Origin of the sequence: Collinsella sp. TM04-29, assembly GCF_003466565.1 — a bacterium.
Lineage (GTDB): Bacteria > Actinomycetota > Coriobacteriia > Coriobacteriales > Coriobacteriaceae > Collinsella.
Genome location: NZ_QSPW01000001.1, coordinates 389,784 through 411,431 on the forward strand (window position 1 = coordinate 389,784; position 21,648 = coordinate 411,431).

The following is a 21,648-nucleotide window of genomic DNA, read 5'->3' on the forward strand; positions in this document are numbered from 1 at the left end:
CAAAGGGACAGTCCGCATGTCACATTGGGAAAGGCGTTCCATGCCACAAGTTTCTAACACCTCGTTTACAACGACGGTTTCATCAAACGCCATGGCCGTGGTGGACTATCTGTCCAAAAGCATGATGTCGGCTCTGCCGTTTATTGTCTGCGCGGCATTGTTCCGCACCGTCGCCGTCATTATGGGCGAAGGTATGCTGGGCCTGTGGTCTGCCGATTCCGAAATCTATCGCCTGTTCTACAGTTGGCTCTACAACGCCGGCTACTACTTTTTGCCCATTTATCTTGGTTGGGCGGCCGCCCGCCAGCTCGGTTGCTCGGAGCAGCTGGGTATGATGCTGGGCGGCGTATTGATTGCACCCGATCTGCTTAAGCTTGTCGATGCCGCATCGACGGCGGGGGCATCGATGACTTATGTGTATGGTCTGGTTCCCGCGCCGGTCAACGATTACACGACGACTGTTATTCCGGTTCTCATCTCGGTGCCCGTGCTGTGGCGAGTGGAGTGTTTCTTTCAGCGCATTATCCCCAAGGCCATGGCGTTTTCGTTCGTTCCGTTTGCGACCATGCTTGTCATGGTTCCGGTTTCGCTGTGTATCACGGCGCCGGCGGGCAGCTATCTGGGCATGCTGCTGGGCCAGCTTATGTTTATGCTTGGCAATTCCGGTGGCGTCGTGTCGCTGCTCACGCTCATGGGGCTTGCCGCGGGTTGGGAGTTCCTAAAGATCGCGGGCGTCAGCAACGTTGTCCTATCGCTCGCCTATGCGCAGTTTATGAGTGCGGGAACGGATTCGTGCATCCTGATCGCCGCGACGATGGCAACGTTTGCCGTTTGGGGCATGCCCTTTGGCGCGTCGCTCCGCGTTGCGGATAAGGACGAGAAGGCGCTCATGCTGGGCTATTCAATCTCGGGTGTTCTTGGCGGTGTAAGCGAGCCGGCGCTGTACGGTTGCGGCTTTAAATATGGCAGGTGCCTGACGTGCATGGCCATTGGCGGCGCCGTCGGAGGCCTTGTTGCAGCCGTGGGCCACGTTACGGCCTATACCATCGGCATGACGAATGTCCTCATGGTCATTGGCTTTGCCACGGGCGGCATCTCGAACCTGCTGTGGTGCTGCGCTGCCGGCGGTGTGGCATTTGCGGTGTCTGCGGCGCTGAGCTACTGCTTTGGCGTGGTGCCGGCGAAGGGGCAGGCGGCAGAAGACGGAGCCGATTCACCCGAAACCTCGAAGAGCGTGGCCGAAGCAAGCGCGTAAACCTGTGCGACACAAGGACGATTCCTTTGCCACATTCCAAGGCCGTGGTCCGTGTGGGCTGCGGCCTTTTTGTATCTGGAGGACAAAGTGGCTACACTACAATCCGTTTGAGCAATAGATATATAGGTAGTACCGTGGGGGCGGATATAGATGGTCGAGTGGATTGTTAAGCGTGCGCAGGGCGACCGTGCGCGCGTGGGCACGTTGACGGGCGTGGTGTGTATTCTCGCCAATGTGGCGCTATGTGCTGCGAAGGGTGCAATTGGCGTGCTGTCGGGATCGGTTTCGATCGTGGCGGACGCTATGAACAACTTATCCGACGCAAGCTCAAACATCGTGAGCGTGCTGGGCTTTAAGCTGGCGAGTAAGCCCGCCGACCCCGAGCATCCTTACGGCCACGGTCGCTACGAGTACCTCTCTGGTCTAGTCGTGGCGGCGCTCGTGCTGCTCATTGGCCTCGAACTGGTAAAGTCCTCGGTGGAGCGCATCATCCACCCCGAACCTGTCGAGTTCTCGCTTGCCCTGGTGGCAGTCCTTGCGCTTTCGATGGTCGTTAAGCTGTGGATGGCGGCCCTCAACCAAAAGCTCGGCGATCGTATTGAGTCCGAGACGCTGCATGCGACCGCTCAGGATTCCAAGAACGATGTCCTTGCCACAGGCACCGTGTTAGCGTGCGCAATTGTTTCGCAGGTGACGCACATCAATCTTGACGCATGGGTCGGCCTTGCCGTTGGCGCCTATATTGGCTGGAGCGGCTTTGAACTTATTCAAGATACGGTGAGCCCGCTTTTGGGCCAGGCGCCCGACCCCAAGTTGGTCAAGCACATTCGAGACAAGATCATGAGCTACCCCGGCGTCTTGGGCGTCCACGACCTGATGGTCCACGATTACGGCCCGGGCAGGAAGTTTGCGAGCGCTCACGCCGAGATGGCAGCCGAGACCAGCCCGCTGGAAAGTCACGACACGCTCGATAACATCGAGCAGTCGTTTAGGAACGAAGACGGTATGATCGTCACGCTCCATTACGACCCCATCGTGACCGACGATCCAAAGGTGGCGAGCATGCGTCTGCGCATCAACGCTATGGCTCAAGAGGTCGATAGCCGCCTCTCGATCCACGACCTACGCTGTGTTCCGGGCCCCACGCATACCAACGTGATCTTTGACTGCGCGCGGCCCTCGGATTTGACGATGAACGCCGAGGACCTAAAGAGCGCGTTGGCGAAACATGTCGAATCCGAATATCCCAAGTCGATTGCCAAGATCACGATCGACGAAGACTATGTCGGCCATACCCACGAGTAGGGCCGAGCCGATAAAGCAACTGATGCAGAAGGGGAGAGCATGAAGCGCCTATACCTACTCCGCCACGGTCAGACGGAGTTCAACGTCAAAAAGCTGGTCCAGGGCCGCTGCGATTCACCGTTGACCGACCTGGGCCGCAAACAAGCGGGAATGGCAGCCGCATGGCTCAAGGCCCACAACGTCGTTCCCGACAAAGTGGTCTCTTCGCCCTTAGGCCGAGCCATGGACACGGCAAGTCTCGTCGCAACCGAACTCCTCGGCCCGGATGCAGCAGTCGAGCCCTGCGAAGGCATCATCGAGCGCAGCTACGGCACCTTCGAAGAAGGCCCCCACGACGCCCTGCCCACCGACGTCTGGGACCCGGGCGAGGACCTGGTCCCCTTCGGAGGAGAAGGAAGCCGCGCACTGCAAGAACGCATGGTAGGTACCCTCACCAATCTCATGGGCGCCGAGGGCATCGAAACCCTCCTAGCAGTAAGCCACGGCAGCGCCAGCCGCCAATTCATCAAGGCTGCAGCCCCAGAGGGTTTCGAGCTCCCAGCAAAACTCCCCAATTGCGCCATCATGATTTTCGATTTTGATGATGCGCGAGAAGAGGACGATGCGCCCCAATGCAAGTTCACCTTGCAGCAAATTGTGGACCCCCAACAAAGTCATTAGCCTGAACGAGCAGAGTTAAGCAGACATCAACGTGGCGTTCCCAGTGTGCGGCGGAGGGGGCGGGCCTGAGACATATTAAGGTTGTCGCGAGTTCCGCACGAACAGGAGAGCACTTAATGTGCTCTCCGTCGTGAGCAGGACTGTAGAGCAGCAACCTTAATATGTCTCAGGCCCGCCCCCTCCGCCGCACACTGGGAACGTGCCACGCACTTTACCTGCGTAAACAATGTGAGTGAAATATGAATCTCGATGGATACGCCCGCAGCCGTGTATACTAAACAGCTGTGTGTAACCAGGGGAGTATTCTGGCTGGACAAAATGCCTGCTTAATAGGGTTGTCAGGTAGTCCGGGCGAAATACAAGGCTGGGGAGCACGTCGTGTAAGTAGTGGTCCTCTAGGGGCGTACGCTCGGTGGTGTACGCATTGTCCCAAGACCACGCGAGAGTTGGGATCATATCTTGATCAGCATGATTCTCGGCCGCAAGATTGGCATGACCCAGGTTTGGGACGAGAACGATAACGTCGTTCCCGTCACGGTCATCCAGGCTGGCCCCTGCGCTGTCTCGCAGGTTAAAACTCAGGCAACCGACGGCTATGACGCCGTCCAGATCGGTTTCGGCGACATCAAGGCCAAGAACGTGAACAAGCCCATGGCTGGTCACTTCGCCAAGGCTGGCGTCGAGCCTGTCCGCTTCCTTCGTGAGGTCCGCGTCGAGAACGGCGAGGAGCACAAGGTCGGCGAGGTCGTCACCGTCGCTGATTTCGCTGATGTCGAGAAGGTCGACGTCATCGGTACCTCCAAGGGTAAGGGCTTCCAGGGTCGCATCAAGCGCTGGGGTCAGCGCCGCGGTCCTATGACGCATGGTTCTCACTTCCAGCGTCACCCCGGTTCTATCGGTCAGTGCGCCTATCCTGCGCGCGTCCTCAAGGGCGTCAAGATGGCCGGTCACATGGGTAACGAGCGCGTTACCGTCAAGAACCTTTCCGTTGTCCGCATCGATGCCGAGCAGAACCTCATCTTGGTCAAGGGCGCTGTCCCGGGTGCCAAGAATGGTCTCGTCGCCATCCGTATGGCCTAAGGGCCCAGCCCATTTAGCCCAGCGTCATACCAAGGAGAACACTTAAATGGCAAAGTTTGAAGTAAAGAACAGCGAGGGCAAGAAGGTCGCCGAGGCCGAGCTCGCCGCTGAGGTGTACGGCATCGAGCCGAACATCCACGTTATGCACCACATCGTCAAGTGCCAGATGGCCTCTTGGCGTCAGGGCACCCAGTCTGCTAAGGGCCGCTCTGAGGTTTCCGGTGGCGGCAAGAAGCCTTGGCGTCAGAAGGGCACCGGTCGTGCCCGCCAGGGTTCCATCCGTGCTGCCCAGTGGCGTCACGGTGGCGTTGTCTTCGCCCCCAAGCCCCGTTCCTACGCTAAGCGTATGAACAACAAGGAGGTCAAGCTGGCTATGCGCTCCGCGCTGTCCGCCAAGCTGGCCGATGGCGAGCTCGTGCTCGTCGACGACTACGGCTTCGAGAAGCCTTCCACCAAGGCTGCCGTCGCCATGCTCAAGGCTCTCGGCCTTGAGGGCAAGCGTCTGACCATCATCGTTCGCGATGAGGACGTCAACGCCTACCTGTCGTTCCGCAACATTCCCAAGACGTTCATCATCACTGCCGACGAGGCCAACACCTACGATCTCGTCAACAACAACGCTGTGCTGATGCCCGCCGACATCGCCGCTCACTTCGGGGAGGTGCTTGCATAAATGACCGCCCACGAGATCATCATCCGTCCGATCGTGTCCGAGCGTTCCTTCTCCGGCATGGAGCTGAACAAGTACACGTTCGAGGTCGCCAAGGATGCTAACAAGTATCAGATCAAGGACGCTGTCGAGGAGATCTTCGGCGTCAAGGTCGTTCGCGTGAACACCCTGACGGTCAAGCCCAAGACCAAGCGCGTGCGCTATGTCGCTGGCAAGACCCGTTCTTGGAAGAAGGCCATCGTCACGCTGGCCGAGGGCGACACCATCGAGGTCTTTGGCAACCAGGCCTAAGACTCGCTGCTGTTGAGTGAGCTCATGCCTCCCAAATAGGGGAGGCGAGAGCTCAAGGTTTCGGGCGTATAAAATGGACACGCCCGGAACCGTGTATACGTCCGGTGTCATCGCACCCGAGGCAGAACCTCGAATCCCTGTCTGCGATGGCTAACGGATTCCTATTGAAAGGGATTGTAATGGCTGTAAAGCACCTTAAGCCGACCTCCGCTGGTAGGCGTTGGCAGACGATCTCCGATTTCTCTGAGATCACCTGCACCAAGCCCGAGAAGTCTCTTCTCGAGCCCCTGCCCAAGAAGGCCGGTCGTAACAACAACGGCCGCATCACCACCCGCCACCAGGGCGGCGGCGTGAAGCGTCGTTACCGCGTGATCGACTTCAAGCGCAACAAGGACGGCGTGCCCGCCAAGGTTGCCACGATCGAGTACGATCCGAACCGTTCCGCTCGCATCGCTCTGCTGCACTACGCTGACGGTGAGAAGCGCTACATCCTGGCCCCCAAGGGCCTCGAGGTCGGTCAGACCGTCATGTCCGGTTCTGACGCCGACATCAAGCCGGGCAACGCTCTGCCCCTCGCCGACATCCCCGTCGGTACGCTCATCCACGCCGTCGAGTTCCAGCCGGGCAAGGGCGCCGCTATCGCCCGTTCCGCCGGTAACTCCTGCCAGCTGATGGGTAAGGAGGGCAAGTACGCTATCGTCCGTATGCCTTCCTCCGAGATGCGCCGCATCCTCGTTACCTGCCGCGCCACCGTCGGTGAGGTCGGCAACGCCGATCACGCCAACATCGTCATCGGCAAGGCCGGCCGTAAACGTCACATGAATGTGCGCCCGACCGTCCGCGGTACCGTCATGAACCCTGTCGACCACCCGCACGGCGGTGGCGAGGGCAAGAACCACACCTCTGGTCGTCCCTCTGTTACCCCCTGGGGTAAGCCGACGAAGGGCCTTCGTACGCGCAAGAAGAAGAAGGTCTCGAACCAGCACATCATTCGTCGCCGTAAGAAGTAATTTCGGATACCGAGTTTTAGGAGAAAGCACTTATGAGCAGAAGTCTCAAAAAGGGCCCGTTCGTGGAGACTCGCCTTCTCTCGCGTATCACCGCGATGAACGAGGCTGGCAAGAAGGACGTCGTGAAGACCTGGTCCCGCGCGTCCACCATCTTCCCCGAGATGGTTGGTCACACCATCGCCGTCCACGACGGCCGCAAGCATGTGCCCGTGTATGTTACCGAGTCCATGGTTGGTCACAAGCTCGGCGAGTTTGCGCCGACTCGTACGTTCCGTGGCCACAAGGCCAAATAGGGGGTTAACCGTAAATGGCAACTAAGTCTATTGAAACTGAGGCCACCGAGGTTCGCGCCGTCGCTAAGTACGTGCGTGTTTCCCCCAGCAAGGCCCGCCTGGTGGTCGATCTGATCCGCCGCAAGCCTGTCGCTCAGGCCTTCGACATCCTCCACTTCTGCGACCGCGCCGTCGCCGTGGATGTCGAGAAGGTTCTCCGTTCCGCCGTTGCGAACGCCGAGAACAACAACGGTCTGCGTGCCGACAACCTGGTTGTCGCCGCTGCCTATGTTGACGAGGGTCCGACGCTTAAGCGCATCCGTCCCCGCGCCAAGGGTTCCGCTTCTCGCATTCTGAAGCGTACTTCCCACATCACCGTCGTCGTTGCTCCTCGAAAGGAGGCGTAAAGCTGTATGGGTCAGAAAGTCTACCCCACCGGCTTCCGTCTTGGCATCACCGAGAACTGGCGCTCCCGCTGGTTCGCAGAGAAGGATTACGCTAAGACCCTCGGTAACGATCTCGAGATCCGCAAGTACCTCGAGAAGCGTCTTTCCCGCGCAGCTGTCTCCCGCGTCGAGATCGAGCGCGCTGGCGACAAGGTGAAGGTCATCATCCTCACCGCTCGCCCCGGCGTTGTCATCGGTAAGAAGGGTGCCGAGATCGATACCCTCCGCACCGAGCTCGAGAAGGTCGCTGGCGTCTCCAAGGGCCAGCTCTCCGTCGACGTTGTCGAGATCAAGCGCCCCGAGCTCGACGCCAACCTCGTTGCTCAGTCCATCGCTGAGCAGCTCGAGGGCCGCGTTGCCTTCCGTCGCGCCATGCGCAAGGCTGTCCAGTCCGCCCGCAAGGCCGGCGCTAAGGGCATCCGTATCCAGTGCTCCGGTCGTCTCGGCGGCGCCGAGATGGGCCGTCGTGAGTGGTACCGTGAGGGTCGCGTGCCTCTGCACACCCTCCGTGCCAAGATCGACTACGGCACGGCTGTCGCCAGCACCACCATGGGCGCTTGCGGCGTGAAGGTCTGGATCTACCTGGGCGAGAAGCTCCCGGGCCAGCCTGTTCCCAACCCTGCACTCGAGGGCTCTTCCCGTCCTCGTCGTCGTAACTCCGAGAGGAGGGGTCAGTAGTGCTTGCCCCTAAGCGTATTCTTCACCGCAAGGTGCAGCGTGGCTCCATGAAGGGCCAGGCCAAGGGTAATACCGAGCTGCATTTCGGCGAGTTTGGTATCCAGGCTCTCGAGGCCCATTGGATCACCAACCGTCAGATCGAGGCCGCTCGTATTGCCATGACCCGCTACATGAAGCGTGGCGGTCGTGTCTACATCACGATCTTCCCCGATAAGCCCATCACCAAGAAGCCTGCCGAGACTCGCATGGGTTCTGGTAAGGGTAACCCCGAGGAGTGGGTGGCCGTCGTCAAGCCCGGCCGCATCATGTTCGAGGTCAAGGGCGTGCCCGAGGAGGTCGCTCGCGAGGCTCTGCGTCTTGCTCAGCACAAGCTCCCCATCAAGACCAAGATTGTGGTTGCCAAGAACGCTGAGCAGCGCATCGAGAAGGAAATGGCTGAGGAGGCCGCTCTCGAGGCCAAGTGGGCTGCTGAGGACGCCGCCGCCGCCAAGGAGGAGAACTAATGAAGCCCGCAGAGATTCGTGAGCTCTCGGACGCTCAGCTCGTTGAGAAGCTGAAGGAAATGCGCGCCGAGCTCTTTAACCTTCGTTTCCAGATGGCCACTAGCCAGCTGGACAACACCGCTCGCGTCAACACCGTGAAGAAGGACATCGCTCGCGTCCTCACGGAGCAGCGCGCCCGCGAGATCGCAGCGGAGAAGTCCGCTGTCGCCGAGTAGGACCTAAGGAGAGAACATGACTGATTCGCGTAACACGCGTAAGGTCCGTACGGGTGTCGTTACCTCCGTCTCCGGTGCCAAGACCATCGTTGTCACCGTCACCGAGCGCAAGCGTCACGCCAAGTACGGCAAGATGATGACCAGCTCCAAGAAGCTGCACGCTCACGACGAGGAGTGCACGGCTGGCGTGGGCGATACCGTCCGCGTTATGGAGACCCGTCCTATGTCCAAGATGAAGCGTTGGCGCCTCATCGAGGTCGTCGAGCGCGCTAAATAAGCAGTCGCTCTTACGACTTGTACGTTTCCGAAGATGTGCGTATGCCTGGCTTGCATACCACAGGCCGTATAAAGGCTGCGCACCTCTCTTCGGTTCTTAGTTCGGAGGAACATCTACCATGATTCAGATGCAAACCATGCTGAACGTCGCCGACAACTCCGGCGCTCGCAAGATTCGCTGCATCAAGGTGCTTGGCGGTTCCAAGCGTCGTTATGCAGGCATCGGCGATGTGTTCATCGGTGCTGTCCAGGAGGCTACCCCTGGCGCCAACGTCAAGAAGAAGGACGTTGTCCGTTGCGTCGTCGTTCGCACCGTTAAGGAGATCCGCCGCAAGGATGGCTCCTACATTCGCTTTGATGAGAACGCCTGCGTTGTCATCAACAACGATGGTTCGCCCGTCGGCACCCGTATCTTCGGGCCCGTCGCTCGCGAGCTTCGTGACAAGAAGTACATGAAGATCGTCTCGCTCGCTCCCGAGACCCTGTAGTTAGGGGAGATATATGTATATCAAGAAGGGCGATAAGGTCCAGGTTCTCTCTGGTAAGGATCGCGGCAAGCAGGGCGTCATCCTGCGTGCTTTCCCCGCCGAGAACAAGGTCGTTGTCGAGGGCGTTTCGGTCGTCAAGAAGGCCGTCAAGCCCAACGCTGCCAACCAGCAGGGCGGCATCGTTTCGCAGGAGGCTCCCATCGATGCCTCCAACGTCAATCTCGTCTGCCCCGAGTGCGGTAAGGTTACCCGCGTCGGTCACGAGAAGGACGGCAAGAACAAGCTGCGCGTCTGCAAGAAGTGCGGCCACAAGTTCTAAGCTGCCCGCAACATCAAGTTGCTAGCAAAGGCCCGGATGCCCCACGGCACCCGGGCCTTTTTCTATCCCCACTCGATGGATTCGGTTCTGCCGTCCCGTCATTCCGGTTGCCCCACTTTTCGGTGCCGTCTCGAATCGAGTGCCGCCAGGTGACACCCTGTCGTGTTTCGTCGGCTTCGGGGACAAAAGTCGGGACAACTCCAAAAACTATTTTCGAATTCAGGGCTTTGAGTTTTTGTTTTTGTCCCAAAGGGCGCGGCGGGATGCCTTTGGAGGCTCGATAGCGCCGAAAACGCCCGTTTTGAAACTCAAATGCCTTTTCGCGCGCAAGCCGCCAGCTGCAATAGGAAGTGAATCAACGCAGGCGGCTTTCAAGCAGTTTGCAAAACTGCAGGTCGCAGGTCTTCATTGCCAGTAGGAGAAATGAGTAGTCTCAGGTGGCTTGCCCATGAGTTGACGAACGGGATTTGAGATTACGCTGACGTCCGGAAACGCTTCGAGCACGGCGTTACGTTTTTGGGGTTTGGGCGTAGCCCCTGCACCCGCGAGCGCGGGCCTTAAGCCCGCCGAGAGGGTGACGCGTCGAAAACGAAAGGGAAAGAGAGAAGGGGCCGTCCCTATCATTCAGGTTGCGACCGAAGAAGACAAGGAGATCCCCTGAGCCTGAATGATGCCCCACAGACCGCGTCCGACCGAGCTCAAGCCGAGCTTTTCCTGACGTCCGCCTTCGCGGAGATGATGGCTGGATTGGCTATGGATTGGCAACACTTATTTGGACGATTCCGGGAGGGACGGCCCCGCCTCCCTGAACTCGACCGGCGACATGTAGCCCAGCGTCGAGTGGGTCCTGAAGTTGTTGTACCAGTGCACGTAATCCAAGAGCTTGGCTCGGAGCTCGCGCGTCCCTCCTCAGTCCTTCGGAGTGGCCGACGATCTCCCCGTTGCAGAGGTCGACGAGCAGGCAGACGTAGTTCCATGACGCCCCGACGCGCACGCAGGCCAAGTCGCTGCTTATATGGGTGCACGGCGCCCTGCCGCCGAAGCCGCGCGCGACGACGTTGGGCACGTCGGCCTCGTTGACCGTCCCGGGGTGCACCTTGAACCTCTTCCTGCCGTATGCGCCGGCCAGGCCGTTCTCCCTCATGATGCGGCAGACGCGGCGCCGGCTGACGGTAACGCCCGACCTCCCGGGCGACGCCTTGATCTTGCGCGATCCGTTCCGGCCCTTGCTGGCGGCGTGCGCCGCCGCGGCCGCCGTCGCCCCCGACATTAAGGTCCTCAAGGGCCGTGTCGTCTCCGGCGACCAGTTCGTCTCGCCCGCGGGACAGAAGGAGCGCATCCTCGCGACCTTCGGCGACCTGTGCTGCGAGATGGAGGGCTGCACCATCGCGCAGGCCGCCTATCTCAACGGCGTGCCCCTCGTCGTCGTGCGCGCTATCAGCGACAAGCCCTGCGCCGAGGGCCAGGTTGTCGACTACAACACCTTCGAGAAGAAGGCCGCCTGCGACTGCGCCCGCATCGCCGCACGCATGGTTAAGCTTTAGGCCCTGCGCACCGGGGCCCTTCTTTATGTTGGGACCCCGGCGCGCAGGGCCCTTTCCAAAGCGAAGTGTCGAGCCGAAGTGTTGAGCGTCGGCCCTGAATGTTCAATGGCCGTTGTTTTCTGCCCCTCAAGTGGTGGACTTTTCCTCGGAGCTGTTGATTCCCCCACGCGCCCCCTTCCGTTCTCTGTTCTCCCCTTATACTCCTTGTACGAGGAGGTAAGAAGTCATGGACAAGACCACACAGGACAGCTTGGCAAAGAAACCCGTCGACATGAGGGACAGGATTCTCGAGCATCTCGAGGCCCTCACCTCTGCCGTCTCACTCGACGACCTTGCCCGTCTGTCCACCTCCGACATCGCCGAGACGCTCATCATCTCCAGGAGCCTGGCGAGCCAGTACCTCAACGACCTTGTTCGCGCCGGCCTTGTGGTTAAGGTGGCGGGCAGGCCTGTCCGTTATTTTCATCGCCGCGCGTTCCAGAAGCGTTTTCAGGTAAAGCTCTCTGCAAGTGAGTACGCCTCGCTCGCCGACCTCATCCAGGCGACGGGAATCGCCGATCACCGCGACTTCGCGCGTGCCGTGGGCTTCGACCTGAGCCTCAGCTCCGTTGTCGAGCAGTGCAAGGCTGCGGTTCAGTACCCTCCGTTTGGCCTGCCCATCCTCTTGAGCGGCGGCGTGGGTGTCGGTAAGTCTTTCCTTTCTCGCCTTGTGTACGAGTACGGCAAGAACCAGGGCTTGCTGTCCCGCGACTCCTCCTATGTGCGCATCGACTGTGCCGGGGTCCCGGACGCCGCCTCGTTCAACGGGCTTCTTGACGAGTCGATCGCGAAATCGCACGGGGGTGTGGTCTTTGTCAACGGCATCGAGACACTCTCTCCCTCTGCGATGGAGCACTGCCTTGCGACGGCCCTCGGGCTCGATGCCTCCCAGGATGCGCCGCGCGCTCGCCTCGTTCTTTCGACGACGCTTTCCGCCGATGACCTGAAGGTTTCCTCGGCCTACAGCAAAATGCCCATCTGTGCCCGCGTCCCCTCACTCAAGGAGCGGACCCCCGAGGAGCGCGAGGATCTCATCTTGAGCTTCCTGCGCAGCGAGGGGTGCCGAATCGGTTCTGATGTGAAGATCAGCCGCGGCGCATACCGTTGCCTTGTGAACGCGGACTTTTCCGATAACATCGCCGGCTTGCGCGCCTGCGTGACGAACTGCTGCGCCAAAGCGTTCCTCAATCGCGAGGGCGACTACGTCGTCGTTCGCCCGTATCTTCTTCCCAGTGGGCTCCTCTCCTCCGCGCAGATCGATCAACAGCCCGACGATGGCGTTCTGATCGACGCGTCTCTGGATGCCGCCGAGAGCACAGGGCCGGTCGAGCAGGCGCTCGATGCCCTGTGCTCCCTCGATGAGCGATTCTGCGCCGGGGAGCTTTCTGTCTCCGAGCTCGTCTCGCAAGCTGTCTCCGCTGTGCGCGGCGTTGAGGATCACTTGATCTTCGGCCGCGGCGTTACCTCCTCGAGGTCGCGCGCCTTCGAGCGCGTCGTGGGCGCGGTCCTTGCCGACGCAGGCTCTTCTTATGGCATCGAGCTTTCGAGGAAGGTCGCTTTTCTACTGGCCCAGGAGATTTGCCTGCAGTTGTGGCCGGGCATCGGCCTGGCTAAGCGAAAGTCTGCCTGTGCGGAGCAAATCTCCCATCTCCTCGGTGCCGTGACCTCCGAATTGCCGTTTGCCTCGAGTGTCTCCGATCAGGTCGCCGCAGACGTGGAAGGGGCGCTTGGAATCTCGCTCGATCACTTCACGAAGACGCTTCTGACGCTGTGCGTCGCATCGGAGTCTCGCGATGCGAAGGCCCTTCGGACGCTCTGCGTCATCTTGTCCCACGGCTACTCAACGGCGACGAGCATCGCCGACGCGGCGAACCGTATGCTCGGCATGCATGTGTACGAGGCGGTCGACATGCCCTACGACCAGCAGCTGAAGGACATCGTCGGTCCGCTCCAGCGCCTCGTCGACCGCCATTCCTACTGCACCGGGGTCGTGTTCCTCGTCGACATGGGCTCCTTGGAGGAGGCCTATAAGGCCCTCGAAAACGTTACCGACTCCACTATCGGCGTGGTGAACAACGTCTCTACCGGTCTTGCGCTCGAGATCGGGGTCGGGCTGCTCGGCGGCAAGTCCGTCGCCGAGGTTCTTGGCGACGCGACCGCCGCGTGCGTGACGCACTGCAAGGTGATCGAGCGCGTCAACCGTGAGGACGCCATCGTCTTCTGCTCCGAGTCCGGGGTCGACGCCGCGGAAAGGATACGCCAGCTCGTCTCGCAGAGCCTCCCGCGCACCATAGGCGCGCGCCTGCTCACGAGGCCCTTCAAGCAGCTCGTCGCGAACGGGTCGAACGACGCCGTTTTCTCCGAGCACCGCGTCTGCGCCGTCATCGGCACGGGAGACCCCGGGGTCGCCTCCGTTCCCTTCGTCGCCCTCGAGGACATCATGTCGACGGCGTCCGCCTCTAAGGTTGATGCCGTGTTCGGCAGGTGGCTTGACGCTTCCGAGCTCTCTTCTTTCCACGAGAAGTTGCTCTCGAACATGACGCTGCAGAACGTCATCCGCTCCATCACCATCCTCGACCCGGAGCGGCTATTCCACGAGATCGAGAGCGCCGTGCACGAGCTTCAGCGCAGGACAGGCGAGAAGATCGGCAGCAACGCCATCATTGGGCTCTACGTCCACCTCTGCTGTCTCGTCGAGCGCCTTGTTACCAGAAACCCCATTGAGACCTACGTTGGCCAGGACCGCTTCGAGGAGGAACGCGCCGATTTCATCGAGTCCTTCAGGCAGAGCTTCTCGAGCATCTCGACGCGCTATCGCGTAGAGGTTCCCGTAAGCGAGATCGCATATGTCTTCGACTACATAAGCGTGAGCGCCGCCCCGGCGCGAGAAGAGCGCCTCGGCTCCTCGGACCTCCTGCTCGACGAGTGACCTTCCCCGCGCCGCCGCGAGCTGACCGCGCGTCCTCAATAATTCGATAACCCCTTGCCCCGCGCGAATCCGGATAGCGCCGAGGCAGTACCGAACGTAAAACTTCATTTGATAGGAGCAAACATGAGTGTTGTTATGGCACGAATCGACAATCGCCTGCTTCACGGCATCATCGTGACGCAGTGGGCCCCGGTGTCGGGCGCGACCCGAGTCATGGTCATCGACGACAAGGTCGCCGGCGACGAGGTCCTGAAGTCCACCATGAGGATGGCGCGCCCCGCGGGCATGGCCGTCTCGATCATCTCCGAGGAGACCGCGCTCAAGAACTTCGCGGCGGGCAAGTACGACCGCGAGAAGGTCTTTGTCATCGCCAAGGAGCCCGAGACGATCCTTCACCTGGTCGAGTCGGGCATCGAGCTCCCGTCGCTGATCGTCGGCGGCTCTCTTGTCAAGGAGGGCGGCGTCCAGCTCACCCAGCGCGCCTATGCCTCCGCCGAGAACGTCCAGAGCTACAAGGCGCTCATCGCCCGCGGCGTCAAGGTGACGGCACAGTTCGTGCCCGCCGACAAGCCCGTCTCCGTCGCCGACCTCATCTAAGGAGGGATCATGGTCAACTTCACTATCCTGCAGGTCGTCCTTTTGACCCTGCTGGCCTTCATCAAGCACGTGGACTACTACGGCATCCCGATGATCTTCGTCAACTATGCCGTCTTCTGGGGCCTTATCACCGGTGTCGTCATGGGCGACTGGCAGACCGGCCTCGTCATCGGCGGCACCATCCAGCTCATGCAGCTCGGCGTCGCGGGCTTCGGCGGCTCGTCGATTCCCGACTACGGCACGATGGCCATCATCGCCACAGCCTACGGCGTGACCCTGGGCGCGGACACGGGCCTCGCCATCGGCCTGCCGGTCGGCATGCTCGGCATCCAGCTCGACGTCATCGTCAAGATCCTCAACGGCTTCGTCGTCGAGAAGTCCCAGAAGTTCTGCGACGAGGGCAAGTTCAAGCAGATGAACGCCATCCTGTGGGTCTGCCCCGTGCTCTTCGGCCTGTGCGCCGCCCTGCCCGTCTTTGTCTCCGTGACCCTCGGCCAGCCCGCCGTCAACTGGCTCCTCGAGGTTATGCCCCAGTGGTTCCTTTCCGGCCTCACCCTCGCCGGCAAGATGCTCCCGGCCGTCGGAATCGCGATGCTGCTGCGTTACATGCCCACCGGCAAGTACTTCCAGTACCTGCTCGCCGGCTTCTTCCTCTCGGCCTTCCTGAACGTGCCCATCATCGGCGCCGCCATCGTCGGCTTTGCCCTCGCGATCGCGTTCTACCAGCGCGCCGAGAGGGACACCGAGCTCGCCGCCCACGCTTCCGCAGACGCCTTCATCGGAGAGGATGAGTAACCATGGAAAACGAGAACATCACCGCCGTCGCCAAGGGCAAGCCCTCCGGCTACAAGGTCACCAAGAAGGACCTGCGCAACGCGAACTGGCGCTGGCTCATGAGCGTGTGCACCTTCAACTACCAGACCCAGCAGGGCGCCTCAGTCGCCTACGCCCTCTCGCCGGTCCTGAGGAAGATCTACACGAACGACGAGGACTATAAGCAAGCGCTCAACAACCACTTCCGCTACTACAACACCCAGCCTTGGCTCGCCGCCATCATCCTTGGCGCCTGCGTGGCCATGGAGGAGCGCGACGGCCTAGCGGCGGCGGACGCCGTCCAAGACCTGAAGATCGGCACCATGGGACCGCTCGCCGGCGTCGGCGACTCCCTGCTCATGACCATGATCCCGACCATCATGGGCTCCATCGCCGCCTACATGGCCATCGAGGGCAACCCCGTGGGAGCCGGCATCTGGTTCGCGCTCATCCTGGCCATCTTCTGGGTCCGCATGCACGCCCTCGAGTTCGGCTACAAGCAGGGCGTGAAGCTCGTCACCGACTTCAGCGAGAAGCTTCCCAACCTCACTGCCGCCGCCTCCGTGCTCGGCCTCACCGTGGTCGGCTGCCTCATCGCCTCGGTCATCGGCGTCACCTGCCCGATTAGCTTCAGCTTCGGCGACGTCGCGATGGAGATTCAGCCGCTGCTCGACAAGATCCTGCCTGCCATGATCCCCGCCGCCATCACGGGAAGCGCGTATTACCTTCTTACCAAGAAGAACGCGAGCATGACGGCCCTCATCCTCGTGGTGATTGTCCTCGCGATGGTCGCCTCCGCCGCCGGCATCCTCGCTTAGCTTCGACCCAAGAGATTGGTGAATCAATGAGAAAGATAGTTGTGGCGAGCCATTCCCTTCTCGCCCAGGGCTTCAAGGACACCCTCGAGTTCCTTACGGGTAAGGGCGACGCCGTCAACGCCGTGTGCGCCTATGTGAACGACAACGGCGAGGGGCTCGACGCGGCGGTCGAGGCGGCTCTTTCGGGCACTGACGAGGTCGTCGTCCTTACCGACGCGTTCGGCGGTAGCGTGAACCAGCGCTTCTCCCGCTTCGCCTCCGACCGGATCCACGTGATCGCGGGTGTCAACCTCCCGCTCGCCATGACGGTCGCGCTCGCGCGCCCCGACGAGAAACTCGACTTCGATGCCCTCGTCAACGAGGCGCGCCAGCAGATCATCTACGTGAACGGTGTCAGTTCTGCCGAGTGCGACGACGACGAATAGAGGAGGTCAACGATGAGAGAGTTCCTTAAGGACGTGTGGATGCACGGCGGTGAGGAAAGCCGCGCCATCACCCCCGAGAACATCACGGGCGAGAAGGGCCGCGCCGCCATGTCGGCCAGCCACCTCGGCGTCGGCCGCAAGGGCTCGTGCTGCGTGCCCCTTGAGTCCGGCGAGACCATCACGCTCGCGGACATCGAGGGCCCCGGCATCATCCGCCACATCTGGATGACCGTCCCCGACAAGACCGCCGCCGGCAGCTTCGTCATGCGCGACCTCGTGCTGCGCTTCTACTGGGACGACGAGGAGACCCCCTCGGTCGAGTGCCCTGTCGGCGACTTCTTCTGCAACGGCTTCGGTGAGCGCGCCATCGTCAACTCAATGCCCATCTGCGTGAACCCGACGGGCGGCATGAACTGCTACTTCGAGATGCCCTTCAGGAAGCACGCCAAGGTCACGCTTACGAGCGAGCACCCCGGGTTCATTAAGTACATCTTCTACACGTTCAACTACGCGCTCACCGACGTGCCGGACGACGCCATGTACTTCCACGCCCGCTTTAACCGCGAGCGCAGCACCCGCAGGGGCGTCGACTACACCGTGCTCGACGGCGTGCGCGGCAAGGGCTACTACGTCGGCACCTACATGGCCCTGTGCGCCCTGGAGCGCTATTGGTGGGGCGAGGGCGAGATGAAGTTCTTCCTCGACGGCGACGAGGAGTTCCCCACGGTCACCTCGACGGGAGCCGAGGACTACTTCGGCGGTGCCTGGGCCTTCCTCGACAGGCCGCCCCACGCGCTGCCCGAGGCGCAGTGCTTCAACACGCTGTTCGCCGGCTACCCGTACCGCTCGACGCGCGACGCCACGCGCGATCGCTTCAGCGCGGGCAAGCCGAACCCGAATCCGATGCTCGCGACTAACGACGACGCGCTGCCCAGGCACGGCCTCTACAGGTGGCACCTTCCCGACCCGATCTCGTTCAAGGAGGACCTGCGCGTGACGTTCCAGGACCTCGGCAACGATGACATCAAGCTCTACGAGCGCGAGGACGACATCTCCACCGTCGCCTACTGGTACCAAAGCGAGCCGCACGCCGTGCTCGCCCCGTTTGCCGCAAGGCAGGACCGCGTGCCCAGGTAGGGTCGCCTCGAAACAAGCCAACGTTATGGGCGCCCGCGGTTGACCATGACTGCGGGCGTCCCTTTGTAAGGAGGATCACATGAGCGAAAAGCAAATGAGGCTCGGCGCCCTCGAAGCCGGCGGGACCAAGATGGTCTGTGCCGTGGTGTCCGGCGACGGCGAGGTCCTCGACCGTATGGAGACCCCGACGCTTACGCCCGCCAAGACCGTCCCGCAGATGATCGAGTGGTTCACCGCCCGCGATGTGGACGCGTTGGGCATCGGCGCCTTCGGCCCGACCTGCGTCGACCCCAACGACGAGCGCTACGGCTCCATCCTCCAGACGCCCAAGCTCGCGTGGCGAGGCCATGGTCTTCGCGCCGCGTTCGCCGACGCCCTCGGGATTCCGGTGGCCTACGACACGGACGTGAACGTTGCCTGCCTCGGCGAAGTGGTCTTCGGCTGCTGCAAGGGGCTCGAGGACGCCGTCTACGTGACCATCGGCACCGGCGTGGGCGCGGGCGTCATGTGCGCGGGCAGACTCCTTCACGGCATGCTGCACCCCGAGGCCGGTCACATGCTGGTAAGGACCCGTCCCACCGAGGAGGGACGCTGCGTCTGCCCGAGCCACGCGAGCTGTCTCGAGGGGCTCGCCTCCGGCCCCGCCATCGCCGCGCGCTGGGGAAAGCCCGCGGCCGAGCTCGCGGACAACGATGAGGTGTGGGCGCTCGAGGGGGATTATCTGGGGCAGATGTGCGCGAACCTCGTGCTCATGTACTCGCCTCGCCGCATCGTCCTCGGCGGCGGCGTGATGCACCAGGAGCAGCTCTACGGCATCGTCCGCAAGAAGACCCTCGAATATCTGGGTGGCTACATCCAGACCGCCGAGCTTAAGGACATGGAGAGCTACATCTGCGCCCCGGGCTGCGGCGGCGACCAAGGAATCCTCGGCGCGGCCGAGCTGGCAAGAAGGGCGCTCGCGTAACTTGCGCTCTCTCCGCCATACAACGCGTTAAGAAAAGACGAGCGCTTCTTGCCAATTGAGCGGCAAGAAGTGCTCGTCTTTTGCATTTGTTTTTGGGCAGGACGCCCCGCCTCCACTAGAGTCCCTGGACCGCCACACCCACGAGGTTTGGACCGGTGTGGACAAGAAGCGCGGGGCTGATGTCGGAGCGGACGACCTCCACCGCGTTGGCCACGCGCTCGCACAGGGCCTGCTCCATGCGGTCGTAGAGGTCGGCGTGGGCCGAGGTGCGGCTCGCGGCAAAGCGCACCTCGGGGTGCTTCTCGACGATGGCGGCGATGAGCTTGACCTCGGTGCGATGCGGTACTTGCACAGCCATTTCGTGTGCGCGAGGCTGTTGGCTTTCTGGGCCACAGCAATCACCTTCCCCCTAGTATGATGACCTGAACAATCCTCATGCTAGGGGGAAGGTTTTTGTCGCGTAGCGGAAATTGGCCTCCACCCGCTGAGCGGGTGGCTTTCTATGCCGCGCGTGCCGCGCGGCACGGACTAAAGTCCATGAATAAAAACGAGGAAGGCCACGTCCGGCCTCCCTCGCAAAGGGTCTCTGATTACTCCCACTCATTGGGGACAGACTTAAATGAGTGCTCTTGAAATGCCGGCGCCTGGGGACGTTCTTTTTCTGTCTGCAGTTTGGAACGTTCCTTTTCTGTCGGCAGTTTGGGACGGTCCTTAGAGCTGCAGCGCGCCATGAGCGACGAGGCGAAGCGGATCATCCTGTCTTTTGAGTTCTAAGCATAAGCCCCTGTCTCTGAGCAATGACCGGTTCGCATTTGTGCGTATTTGCGTGCGTGGGATTGCGTGAATATGCGTATAGATGCGCCGTTTACGGGATAAAAATGACCGTTTAGCGGTTAGATACGCAAAAACGCGCACAGAAGCGCGTGTTTGTGCGAATATAGAGCTGTCAGAAAGCAAGGCGTTCTATGACACAGGAGGCACATAATGGCAGATTCCAAGCAGGCTCCGCTCGACGCCGCGGCAGCCGCCAAAGCAGCGTTCGCTTCGGTCCAGGACAAGCCGTTCCCCGACGATATTTTTACGGCTCCCGAGCTCCATTGGGCCGTCATCGGTTGCGGCGTTATCGCCAACCAGATGGCTCAGTCCCTTGCTCTTGCCGGTCGCAAGCTTGCGGGCGTCGCCAACCGTACGCTGTCCAAGGCTCAGGCTTTTGCCGAGCAGTATGGCATCGAGAAGGTCTACGACACGGTTGAGGACCTCTACGCCGATCCTGGCATCGACGCCGTCTACATCACTACCCCGCACAACACTCATATCACCTATCTGCGCGCTGCCCTGGCAGCCGGCAAGCACGTGCTCTGCGAGAAGGCCATTACCCTCAATTCCGCTGAACTCGATGAGGCCCGTGCCATTGCCGCCGAGCACAACGTGGTCCTTATGGACGCTACCACGGTGCTCCACATGCCCTTGTATCAAGAGCTGCGTCGCCGCATGGATGCCGGCGAGTTCGGCCGCATGAACCTCGCTCAGCTCAACTTTGGTAGCTACAAGGAGTACGGCGACCTGACCAACCGTTTCTACAATCGCAACCTTGCCGGCGGTGCCATGCTCGATATTGGTGTGTATGCCCTGTCCGTCATGCGCCTGTTTATGGCGAGCCAGCCCGCCGAGGTCGTGTCTCTAGGCAACACCTGCGAGACTGGCGTCGATGTTGCGGGCGGCATCGTCTGCCGCAATGCCGAGCAGCAGCTGGGCGTCGTGAGCCTTACGCTTCACTCCAAGCAGCCCAAGCGCTCGGTCATTAGCTTCGACAAGTGCTATATCGAGGTCAACGATTATCCGCGTGCCGATCACGCGACCATCGTGTGGACTGCAGACGGTCACCGTGAGGAGGTCCACGCTGGCACCGAGGCATACGCTCTGTGCTACGAGATGGCCGACCTGGAGAGGGCCGTTGCCGGCGATGATTCGAAGCGTGAGCTGCTGGATTATGCTTCTGATGTTATGGAGCTGATGACCAAGCTACGCGCCGACTGGGGAGTCGTGTACCCCGAGGAGGAGTAAGCGATGCTAGCGGAAGATAGGCTCAACGCGATCGTGTCGATGGTTCAGCAGACCGGCTCGGTTACCGTGTCGGAGCTTGCCGAAGCCCTGGGCGTGACGGCGTCTACCATTCGGCGCGACCTGCAGACGCTCGACCGAGCACACCGTATCGCCAAGGTGCACGGAGGCGCGACAAGTCTGGAGCGCGCGCACGTGACGCGCGACCTAACGCTTAATGAGCGCAGCGACCTCCATAACGATGACAAGGAGCGTATCTGCGCCCGTGCGGCGGCGCTTGTGGAGCCTGAGAGCTTTGTATACATCGACTCGGGCTCGACGACGCTCAGGCTCATCGAGCATCTTCCCCACCTTGAAGATGTCACCTACGTGACCGATTCCGTGCTCCATGCTCAGCGCCTTGCTTTGCGGGGTATGCGTACCGTGGTGCTGGGCGGCGAGCTCAAACCCGAGACCGAGGCGCTCGTTGGCCCCGATGCCTTGGCAACCTTAGATCGCTACAACTTCAACTGTGGCTTTTGGGGCTCTAATGGCATCGCCGCCGAGCAGGGCTTCACGGCGCCCGATATCGAGGAGGCCCAAGTAAAGCGCATCTCGATGCGTCATACGGCCAAACGCTTCGTAATCTCGGACGCCAGCAAATTTGGCATGGTGGCGCCCGTCAAGTTTGCGGACTTCCGCGACGCAACGATTATTACCGCAGGCGAGGTCCCCGCCAAGTACCGGACAATGGACAACGTCGTCACGGTCTAGCGACGGGAAGGCCAAAACCACCACAAAGGGGACAGGCACCTTTGTGGTGGGTCAATGGAAAAGCGGCAACGACCATCCCGGGCGCTGCCACTTTTGTTGT

General features: G+C 61.2%; 26 protein-coding genes and 2 pseudogenes. 25 read left to right on the forward strand and 3 right to left on the reverse strand.

The features are described from left to right. Nucleotides 1–40 precede the first annotated feature (40 nt). The 15 genes and pseudogenes from DXD39_RS01745 (at nucleotide 41) to rplX (ending at nucleotide 9,468) form a co-directional block, all read left to right on the forward strand. Nucleotides 41–1,255: a PTS fructose transporter subunit IIB gene (locus DXD39_RS01745; protein WP_147347860.1), complete on the forward strand. Its 1,215-nt coding sequence runs from the start codon at nucleotides 41–43 to the stop codon at nucleotides 1,253–1,255. A 150-nt stretch (nucleotides 1,256–1,405) separates the two neighbouring features. Next, nucleotides 1,406–2,560 (forward strand): cation diffusion facilitator family transporter, encoded by a 1,155-nt coding sequence (locus DXD39_RS01750; RefSeq protein WP_117802946.1) that lies wholly within the window; start codon nucleotides 1,406–1,408, stop codon nucleotides 2,558–2,560. A 39-nt stretch (nucleotides 2,561–2,599) separates the two neighbouring features. Further along, nucleotides 2,600–3,220, forward strand: a complete 621-nt coding sequence (locus DXD39_RS01755) for a histidine phosphatase family protein (protein ID WP_117802947.1) — start codon at nucleotides 2,600–2,602, stop codon at nucleotides 3,218–3,220. Nucleotides 3,221–3,679: 459 nt separating this feature from the next. Next, nucleotides 3,680–4,300 carry a 50S ribosomal protein L3 gene (gene rplC, locus DXD39_RS01760; RefSeq protein ID WP_089572481.1) on the forward strand — a complete coding sequence of 207 codons (621 nt, stop codon included), beginning with the start codon at nucleotides 3,680–3,682 and terminating at the stop codon, nucleotides 4,298–4,300. A gap of 46 nt (nucleotides 4,301–4,346) precedes the next feature. Next, a complete protein-coding gene (gene rplD / locus DXD39_RS01765) occupies nucleotides 4,347–4,973 on the forward strand; it encodes a 50S ribosomal protein L4 (protein ID WP_006235032.1) in 627 nt (208 codons plus the stop codon). Continuing rightward, on the forward strand, nucleotides 4,974–5,261 hold the full coding sequence (gene rplW / locus DXD39_RS01770; RefSeq protein WP_022094197.1) for a 50S ribosomal protein L23: 288 nt from the start codon (nucleotides 4,974–4,976) through the stop codon (nucleotides 5,259–5,261). 179 nt (nucleotides 5,262–5,440) lie between these two features. Further along, nucleotides 5,441–6,271 carry a 50S ribosomal protein L2 gene (gene rplB, locus DXD39_RS01775; RefSeq protein ID WP_117583062.1) on the forward strand — a complete coding sequence of 277 codons (831 nt, stop codon included), beginning with the start codon at nucleotides 5,441–5,443 and terminating at the stop codon, nucleotides 6,269–6,271. Between the two features lie 32 nt (nucleotides 6,272–6,303). Next, nucleotides 6,304–6,564 (forward strand): 30S ribosomal protein S19, encoded by a 261-nt coding sequence (gene rpsS, locus DXD39_RS01780; protein WP_006235035.1) that lies wholly within the window; start codon nucleotides 6,304–6,306, stop codon nucleotides 6,562–6,564. Nucleotides 6,565–6,578: 14 nt separating this feature from the next. Further along, nucleotides 6,579–6,950, forward strand: a complete 372-nt coding sequence (gene rplV, locus DXD39_RS01785; RefSeq protein WP_006235036.1) for a 50S ribosomal protein L22 — start codon at nucleotides 6,579–6,581, stop codon at nucleotides 6,948–6,950. A 6-nt stretch (nucleotides 6,951–6,956) separates the two neighbouring features. Beyond that, nucleotides 6,957–7,667: a 30S ribosomal protein S3 gene (rpsC, locus tag DXD39_RS01790; protein WP_006235037.1), complete on the forward strand. Its 711-nt coding sequence runs from the start codon at nucleotides 6,957–6,959 to the stop codon at nucleotides 7,665–7,667. Further along, a pseudogene (rplP, locus tag DXD39_RS01795) lies at nucleotides 7,667–8,062 on the forward strand (50S ribosomal protein L16); the annotation flags it as partial. The gene rpsC and the pseudogene rplP, both read left to right, overlap by 1 nt. A gap of 107 nt (nucleotides 8,063–8,169) precedes the next feature. After that, entirely contained in the window at nucleotides 8,170–8,385 is a 216-nt protein-coding gene (rpmC, locus tag DXD39_RS01800; RefSeq protein ID WP_006235039.1) for a 50S ribosomal protein L29, read from the forward strand. 16 nt (nucleotides 8,386–8,401) lie between these two features. Beyond that, on the forward strand, nucleotides 8,402–8,662 hold the full coding sequence (rpsQ, locus tag DXD39_RS01805) for a 30S ribosomal protein S17 (protein WP_117802948.1): 261 nt from the start codon (nucleotides 8,402–8,404) through the stop codon (nucleotides 8,660–8,662). A gap of 118 nt (nucleotides 8,663–8,780) precedes the next feature. Continuing rightward, entirely contained in the window at nucleotides 8,781–9,149 is a 369-nt protein-coding gene (rplN, locus tag DXD39_RS01810) for a 50S ribosomal protein L14 (RefSeq protein WP_006235041.1), read from the forward strand. A 13-nt stretch (nucleotides 9,150–9,162) separates the two neighbouring features. Beyond that, the gene (rplX, locus tag DXD39_RS01815) at nucleotides 9,163–9,468 is read left to right on the forward strand and encodes a 50S ribosomal protein L24 (RefSeq protein ID WP_117802949.1); all 306 of its coding nucleotides are present in this window, start codon (nucleotides 9,163–9,165) and stop codon (nucleotides 9,466–9,468) included. A 768-nt stretch (nucleotides 9,469–10,236) separates the two neighbouring features. On the opposite strand, the gene DXD39_RS10290 is transcribed toward rplX, so the two are convergent. After that, nucleotides 10,237–10,338, reverse strand: a complete 102-nt coding sequence (locus DXD39_RS10290; RefSeq protein WP_233541117.1) for an IS3 family transposase — start codon at nucleotides 10,336–10,338, stop codon at nucleotides 10,237–10,239. Between the two features lie 292 nt (nucleotides 10,339–10,630). After that, nucleotides 10,631–10,738 (reverse strand): annotated as a pseudogene (locus tag DXD39_RS10295) (hypothetical protein); the annotation flags it as partial. On the opposite strand from DXD39_RS10295, the gene DXD39_RS01825 reads away from it, so the two are divergent. From DXD39_RS01825 to DXD39_RS01860, 8 genes are all read left to right on the forward strand, one after another. Next, a complete protein-coding gene (locus tag DXD39_RS01825) occupies nucleotides 10,695–11,012 on the forward strand; it encodes a 5'-methylthioadenosine/S-adenosylhomocysteine nucleosidase (protein ID WP_158555296.1) in 318 nt (105 codons plus the stop codon). The pseudogene DXD39_RS10295 and the gene DXD39_RS01825 overlap by 44 nt on opposite strands. 226 nt (nucleotides 11,013–11,238) lie before the next feature. Continuing rightward, the gene (locus DXD39_RS01830; RefSeq protein WP_117802950.1) at nucleotides 11,239–13,980 is read left to right on the forward strand and encodes a PRD domain-containing protein; all 2,742 of its coding nucleotides are present in this window, start codon (nucleotides 11,239–11,241) and stop codon (nucleotides 13,978–13,980) included. A gap of 123 nt (nucleotides 13,981–14,103) precedes the next feature. Continuing rightward, nucleotides 14,104–14,577, forward strand: a complete 474-nt coding sequence (locus DXD39_RS01835) for a PTS sugar transporter subunit IIB (RefSeq protein ID WP_117736586.1) — start codon at nucleotides 14,104–14,106, stop codon at nucleotides 14,575–14,577. Between the two features lie 9 nt (nucleotides 14,578–14,586). Next, complete coding sequence (locus DXD39_RS01840; protein WP_117563755.1) at nucleotides 14,587–15,372, forward strand: PTS sugar transporter subunit IIC; 786 nt, start codon at nucleotides 14,587–14,589, stop codon at nucleotides 15,370–15,372. A gap of 2 nt (nucleotides 15,373–15,374) precedes the next feature. Continuing rightward, nucleotides 15,375–16,208, forward strand: a complete 834-nt coding sequence (locus DXD39_RS01845; protein ID WP_117563754.1) for a PTS system mannose/fructose/sorbose family transporter subunit IID — start codon at nucleotides 15,375–15,377, stop codon at nucleotides 16,206–16,208. Nucleotides 16,209–16,234: 26 nt separating this feature from the next. Next, nucleotides 16,235–16,633 carry a PTS sugar transporter subunit IIA gene (locus DXD39_RS01850; protein ID WP_117629220.1) on the forward strand — a complete coding sequence of 133 codons (399 nt, stop codon included), beginning with the start codon at nucleotides 16,235–16,237 and terminating at the stop codon, nucleotides 16,631–16,633. Nucleotides 16,634–16,645: 12 nt separating this feature from the next. Then, a complete protein-coding gene (locus tag DXD39_RS01855) occupies nucleotides 16,646–17,770 on the forward strand; it encodes a glycoside hydrolase family 172 protein (protein ID WP_172676343.1) in 1,125 nt (374 codons plus the stop codon). 79 nt (nucleotides 17,771–17,849) lie between these two features. Next, nucleotides 17,850–18,734: an ROK family protein gene (locus tag DXD39_RS01860; RefSeq protein WP_197032763.1), complete on the forward strand. Its 885-nt coding sequence runs from the start codon at nucleotides 17,850–17,852 to the stop codon at nucleotides 18,732–18,734. Between the two features lie 115 nt (nucleotides 18,735–18,849). Here the strand turns inward: DXD39_RS01860 and DXD39_RS01865 are convergent, their stop codons facing one another. Further along, the gene (locus DXD39_RS01865; protein WP_117839653.1) at nucleotides 18,850–19,092 is read right to left on the reverse strand and encodes a hypothetical protein; all 243 of its coding nucleotides are present in this window, start codon (nucleotides 19,090–19,092) and stop codon (nucleotides 18,850–18,852) included. A 626-nt stretch (nucleotides 19,093–19,718) separates the two neighbouring features. Between DXD39_RS01865 and DXD39_RS01870 the strand changes: the two genes are divergently transcribed. Further along, complete coding sequence (locus tag DXD39_RS01870; protein ID WP_117802952.1) at nucleotides 19,719–20,798, forward strand: Gfo/Idh/MocA family protein; 1,080 nt, start codon at nucleotides 19,719–19,721, stop codon at nucleotides 20,796–20,798. A gap of 3 nt (nucleotides 20,799–20,801) precedes the next feature. Beyond that, nucleotides 20,802–21,548, forward strand: coding sequence for a DeoR/GlpR family DNA-binding transcription regulator (locus DXD39_RS01875; protein WP_117802953.1), 747 nt, complete (start codon nucleotides 20,802–20,804; stop codon nucleotides 21,546–21,548). The last annotated feature ends 100 nt before the right edge of the window (nucleotides 21,549–21,648 follow it).

Coding starts and splice junctions, on each gene's coding strand:
- DXD39_RS01745 (WP_147347860.1), top strand. CDS start 41: ATGCCACAAGTTTCTAACACCTCGTTTACAACGACGGTTTCATCAAAC.
- DXD39_RS01750 (WP_117802946.1), top strand. CDS start 1,406: ATGGTCGAGTGGATTGTTAAGCGTGCGCAGGGCGACCGTGCGCGCGTG.
- DXD39_RS01755 (WP_117802947.1), top strand. CDS start 2,600: ATGAAGCGCCTATACCTACTCCGCCACGGTCAGACGGAGTTCAACGTC.
- rplD (WP_006235032.1), top strand. CDS start 4,347: ATGGCAAAGTTTGAAGTAAAGAACAGCGAGGGCAAGAAGGTCGCCGAG.
- rplW (WP_022094197.1), top strand. CDS start 4,974: ATGACCGCCCACGAGATCATCATCCGTCCGATCGTGTCCGAGCGTTCC.
- rplB (WP_117583062.1), top strand. CDS start 5,441: ATGGCTGTAAAGCACCTTAAGCCGACCTCCGCTGGTAGGCGTTGGCAG.
- rpsS (WP_006235035.1), top strand. CDS start 6,304: ATGAGCAGAAGTCTCAAAAAGGGCCCGTTCGTGGAGACTCGCCTTCTC.
- rplV (WP_006235036.1), top strand. CDS start 6,579: ATGGCAACTAAGTCTATTGAAACTGAGGCCACCGAGGTTCGCGCCGTC.
- rpsC (WP_006235037.1), top strand. CDS start 6,957: ATGGGTCAGAAAGTCTACCCCACCGGCTTCCGTCTTGGCATCACCGAG.
- rpmC (WP_006235039.1), top strand. CDS start 8,170: ATGAAGCCCGCAGAGATTCGTGAGCTCTCGGACGCTCAGCTCGTTGAG.
- rpsQ (WP_117802948.1), top strand. CDS start 8,402: ATGACTGATTCGCGTAACACGCGTAAGGTCCGTACGGGTGTCGTTACC.
- rplN (WP_006235041.1), top strand. CDS start 8,781: ATGATTCAGATGCAAACCATGCTGAACGTCGCCGACAACTCCGGCGCT.
- rplX (WP_117802949.1), top strand. CDS start 9,163: ATGTATATCAAGAAGGGCGATAAGGTCCAGGTTCTCTCTGGTAAGGAT.
- DXD39_RS01830 (WP_117802950.1), top strand. CDS start 11,239: ATGGACAAGACCACACAGGACAGCTTGGCAAAGAAACCCGTCGACATG.
- DXD39_RS01835 (WP_117736586.1), top strand. CDS start 14,104: ATGAGTGTTGTTATGGCACGAATCGACAATCGCCTGCTTCACGGCATC.
- DXD39_RS01840 (WP_117563755.1), top strand. CDS start 14,587: ATGGTCAACTTCACTATCCTGCAGGTCGTCCTTTTGACCCTGCTGGCC.
- DXD39_RS01845 (WP_117563754.1), top strand. CDS start 15,375: ATGGAAAACGAGAACATCACCGCCGTCGCCAAGGGCAAGCCCTCCGGC.
- DXD39_RS01850 (WP_117629220.1), top strand. CDS start 16,235: ATGAGAAAGATAGTTGTGGCGAGCCATTCCCTTCTCGCCCAGGGCTTC.
- DXD39_RS01855 (WP_172676343.1), top strand. CDS start 16,646: ATGAGAGAGTTCCTTAAGGACGTGTGGATGCACGGCGGTGAGGAAAGC.
- DXD39_RS01860 (WP_197032763.1), top strand. CDS start 17,850: ATGAGCGAAAAGCAAATGAGGCTCGGCGCCCTCGAAGCCGGCGGGACC.
- DXD39_RS01865 (WP_117839653.1), bottom strand. CDS start 19,092: ATGGCTGTGCAAGTACCGCATCGCACCGAGGTCAAGCTCATCGCCGCC.
- DXD39_RS01870 (WP_117802952.1), top strand. CDS start 19,719: ATGGCAGATTCCAAGCAGGCTCCGCTCGACGCCGCGGCAGCCGCCAAA.
- DXD39_RS01875 (WP_117802953.1), top strand. CDS start 20,802: ATGCTAGCGGAAGATAGGCTCAACGCGATCGTGTCGATGGTTCAGCAG.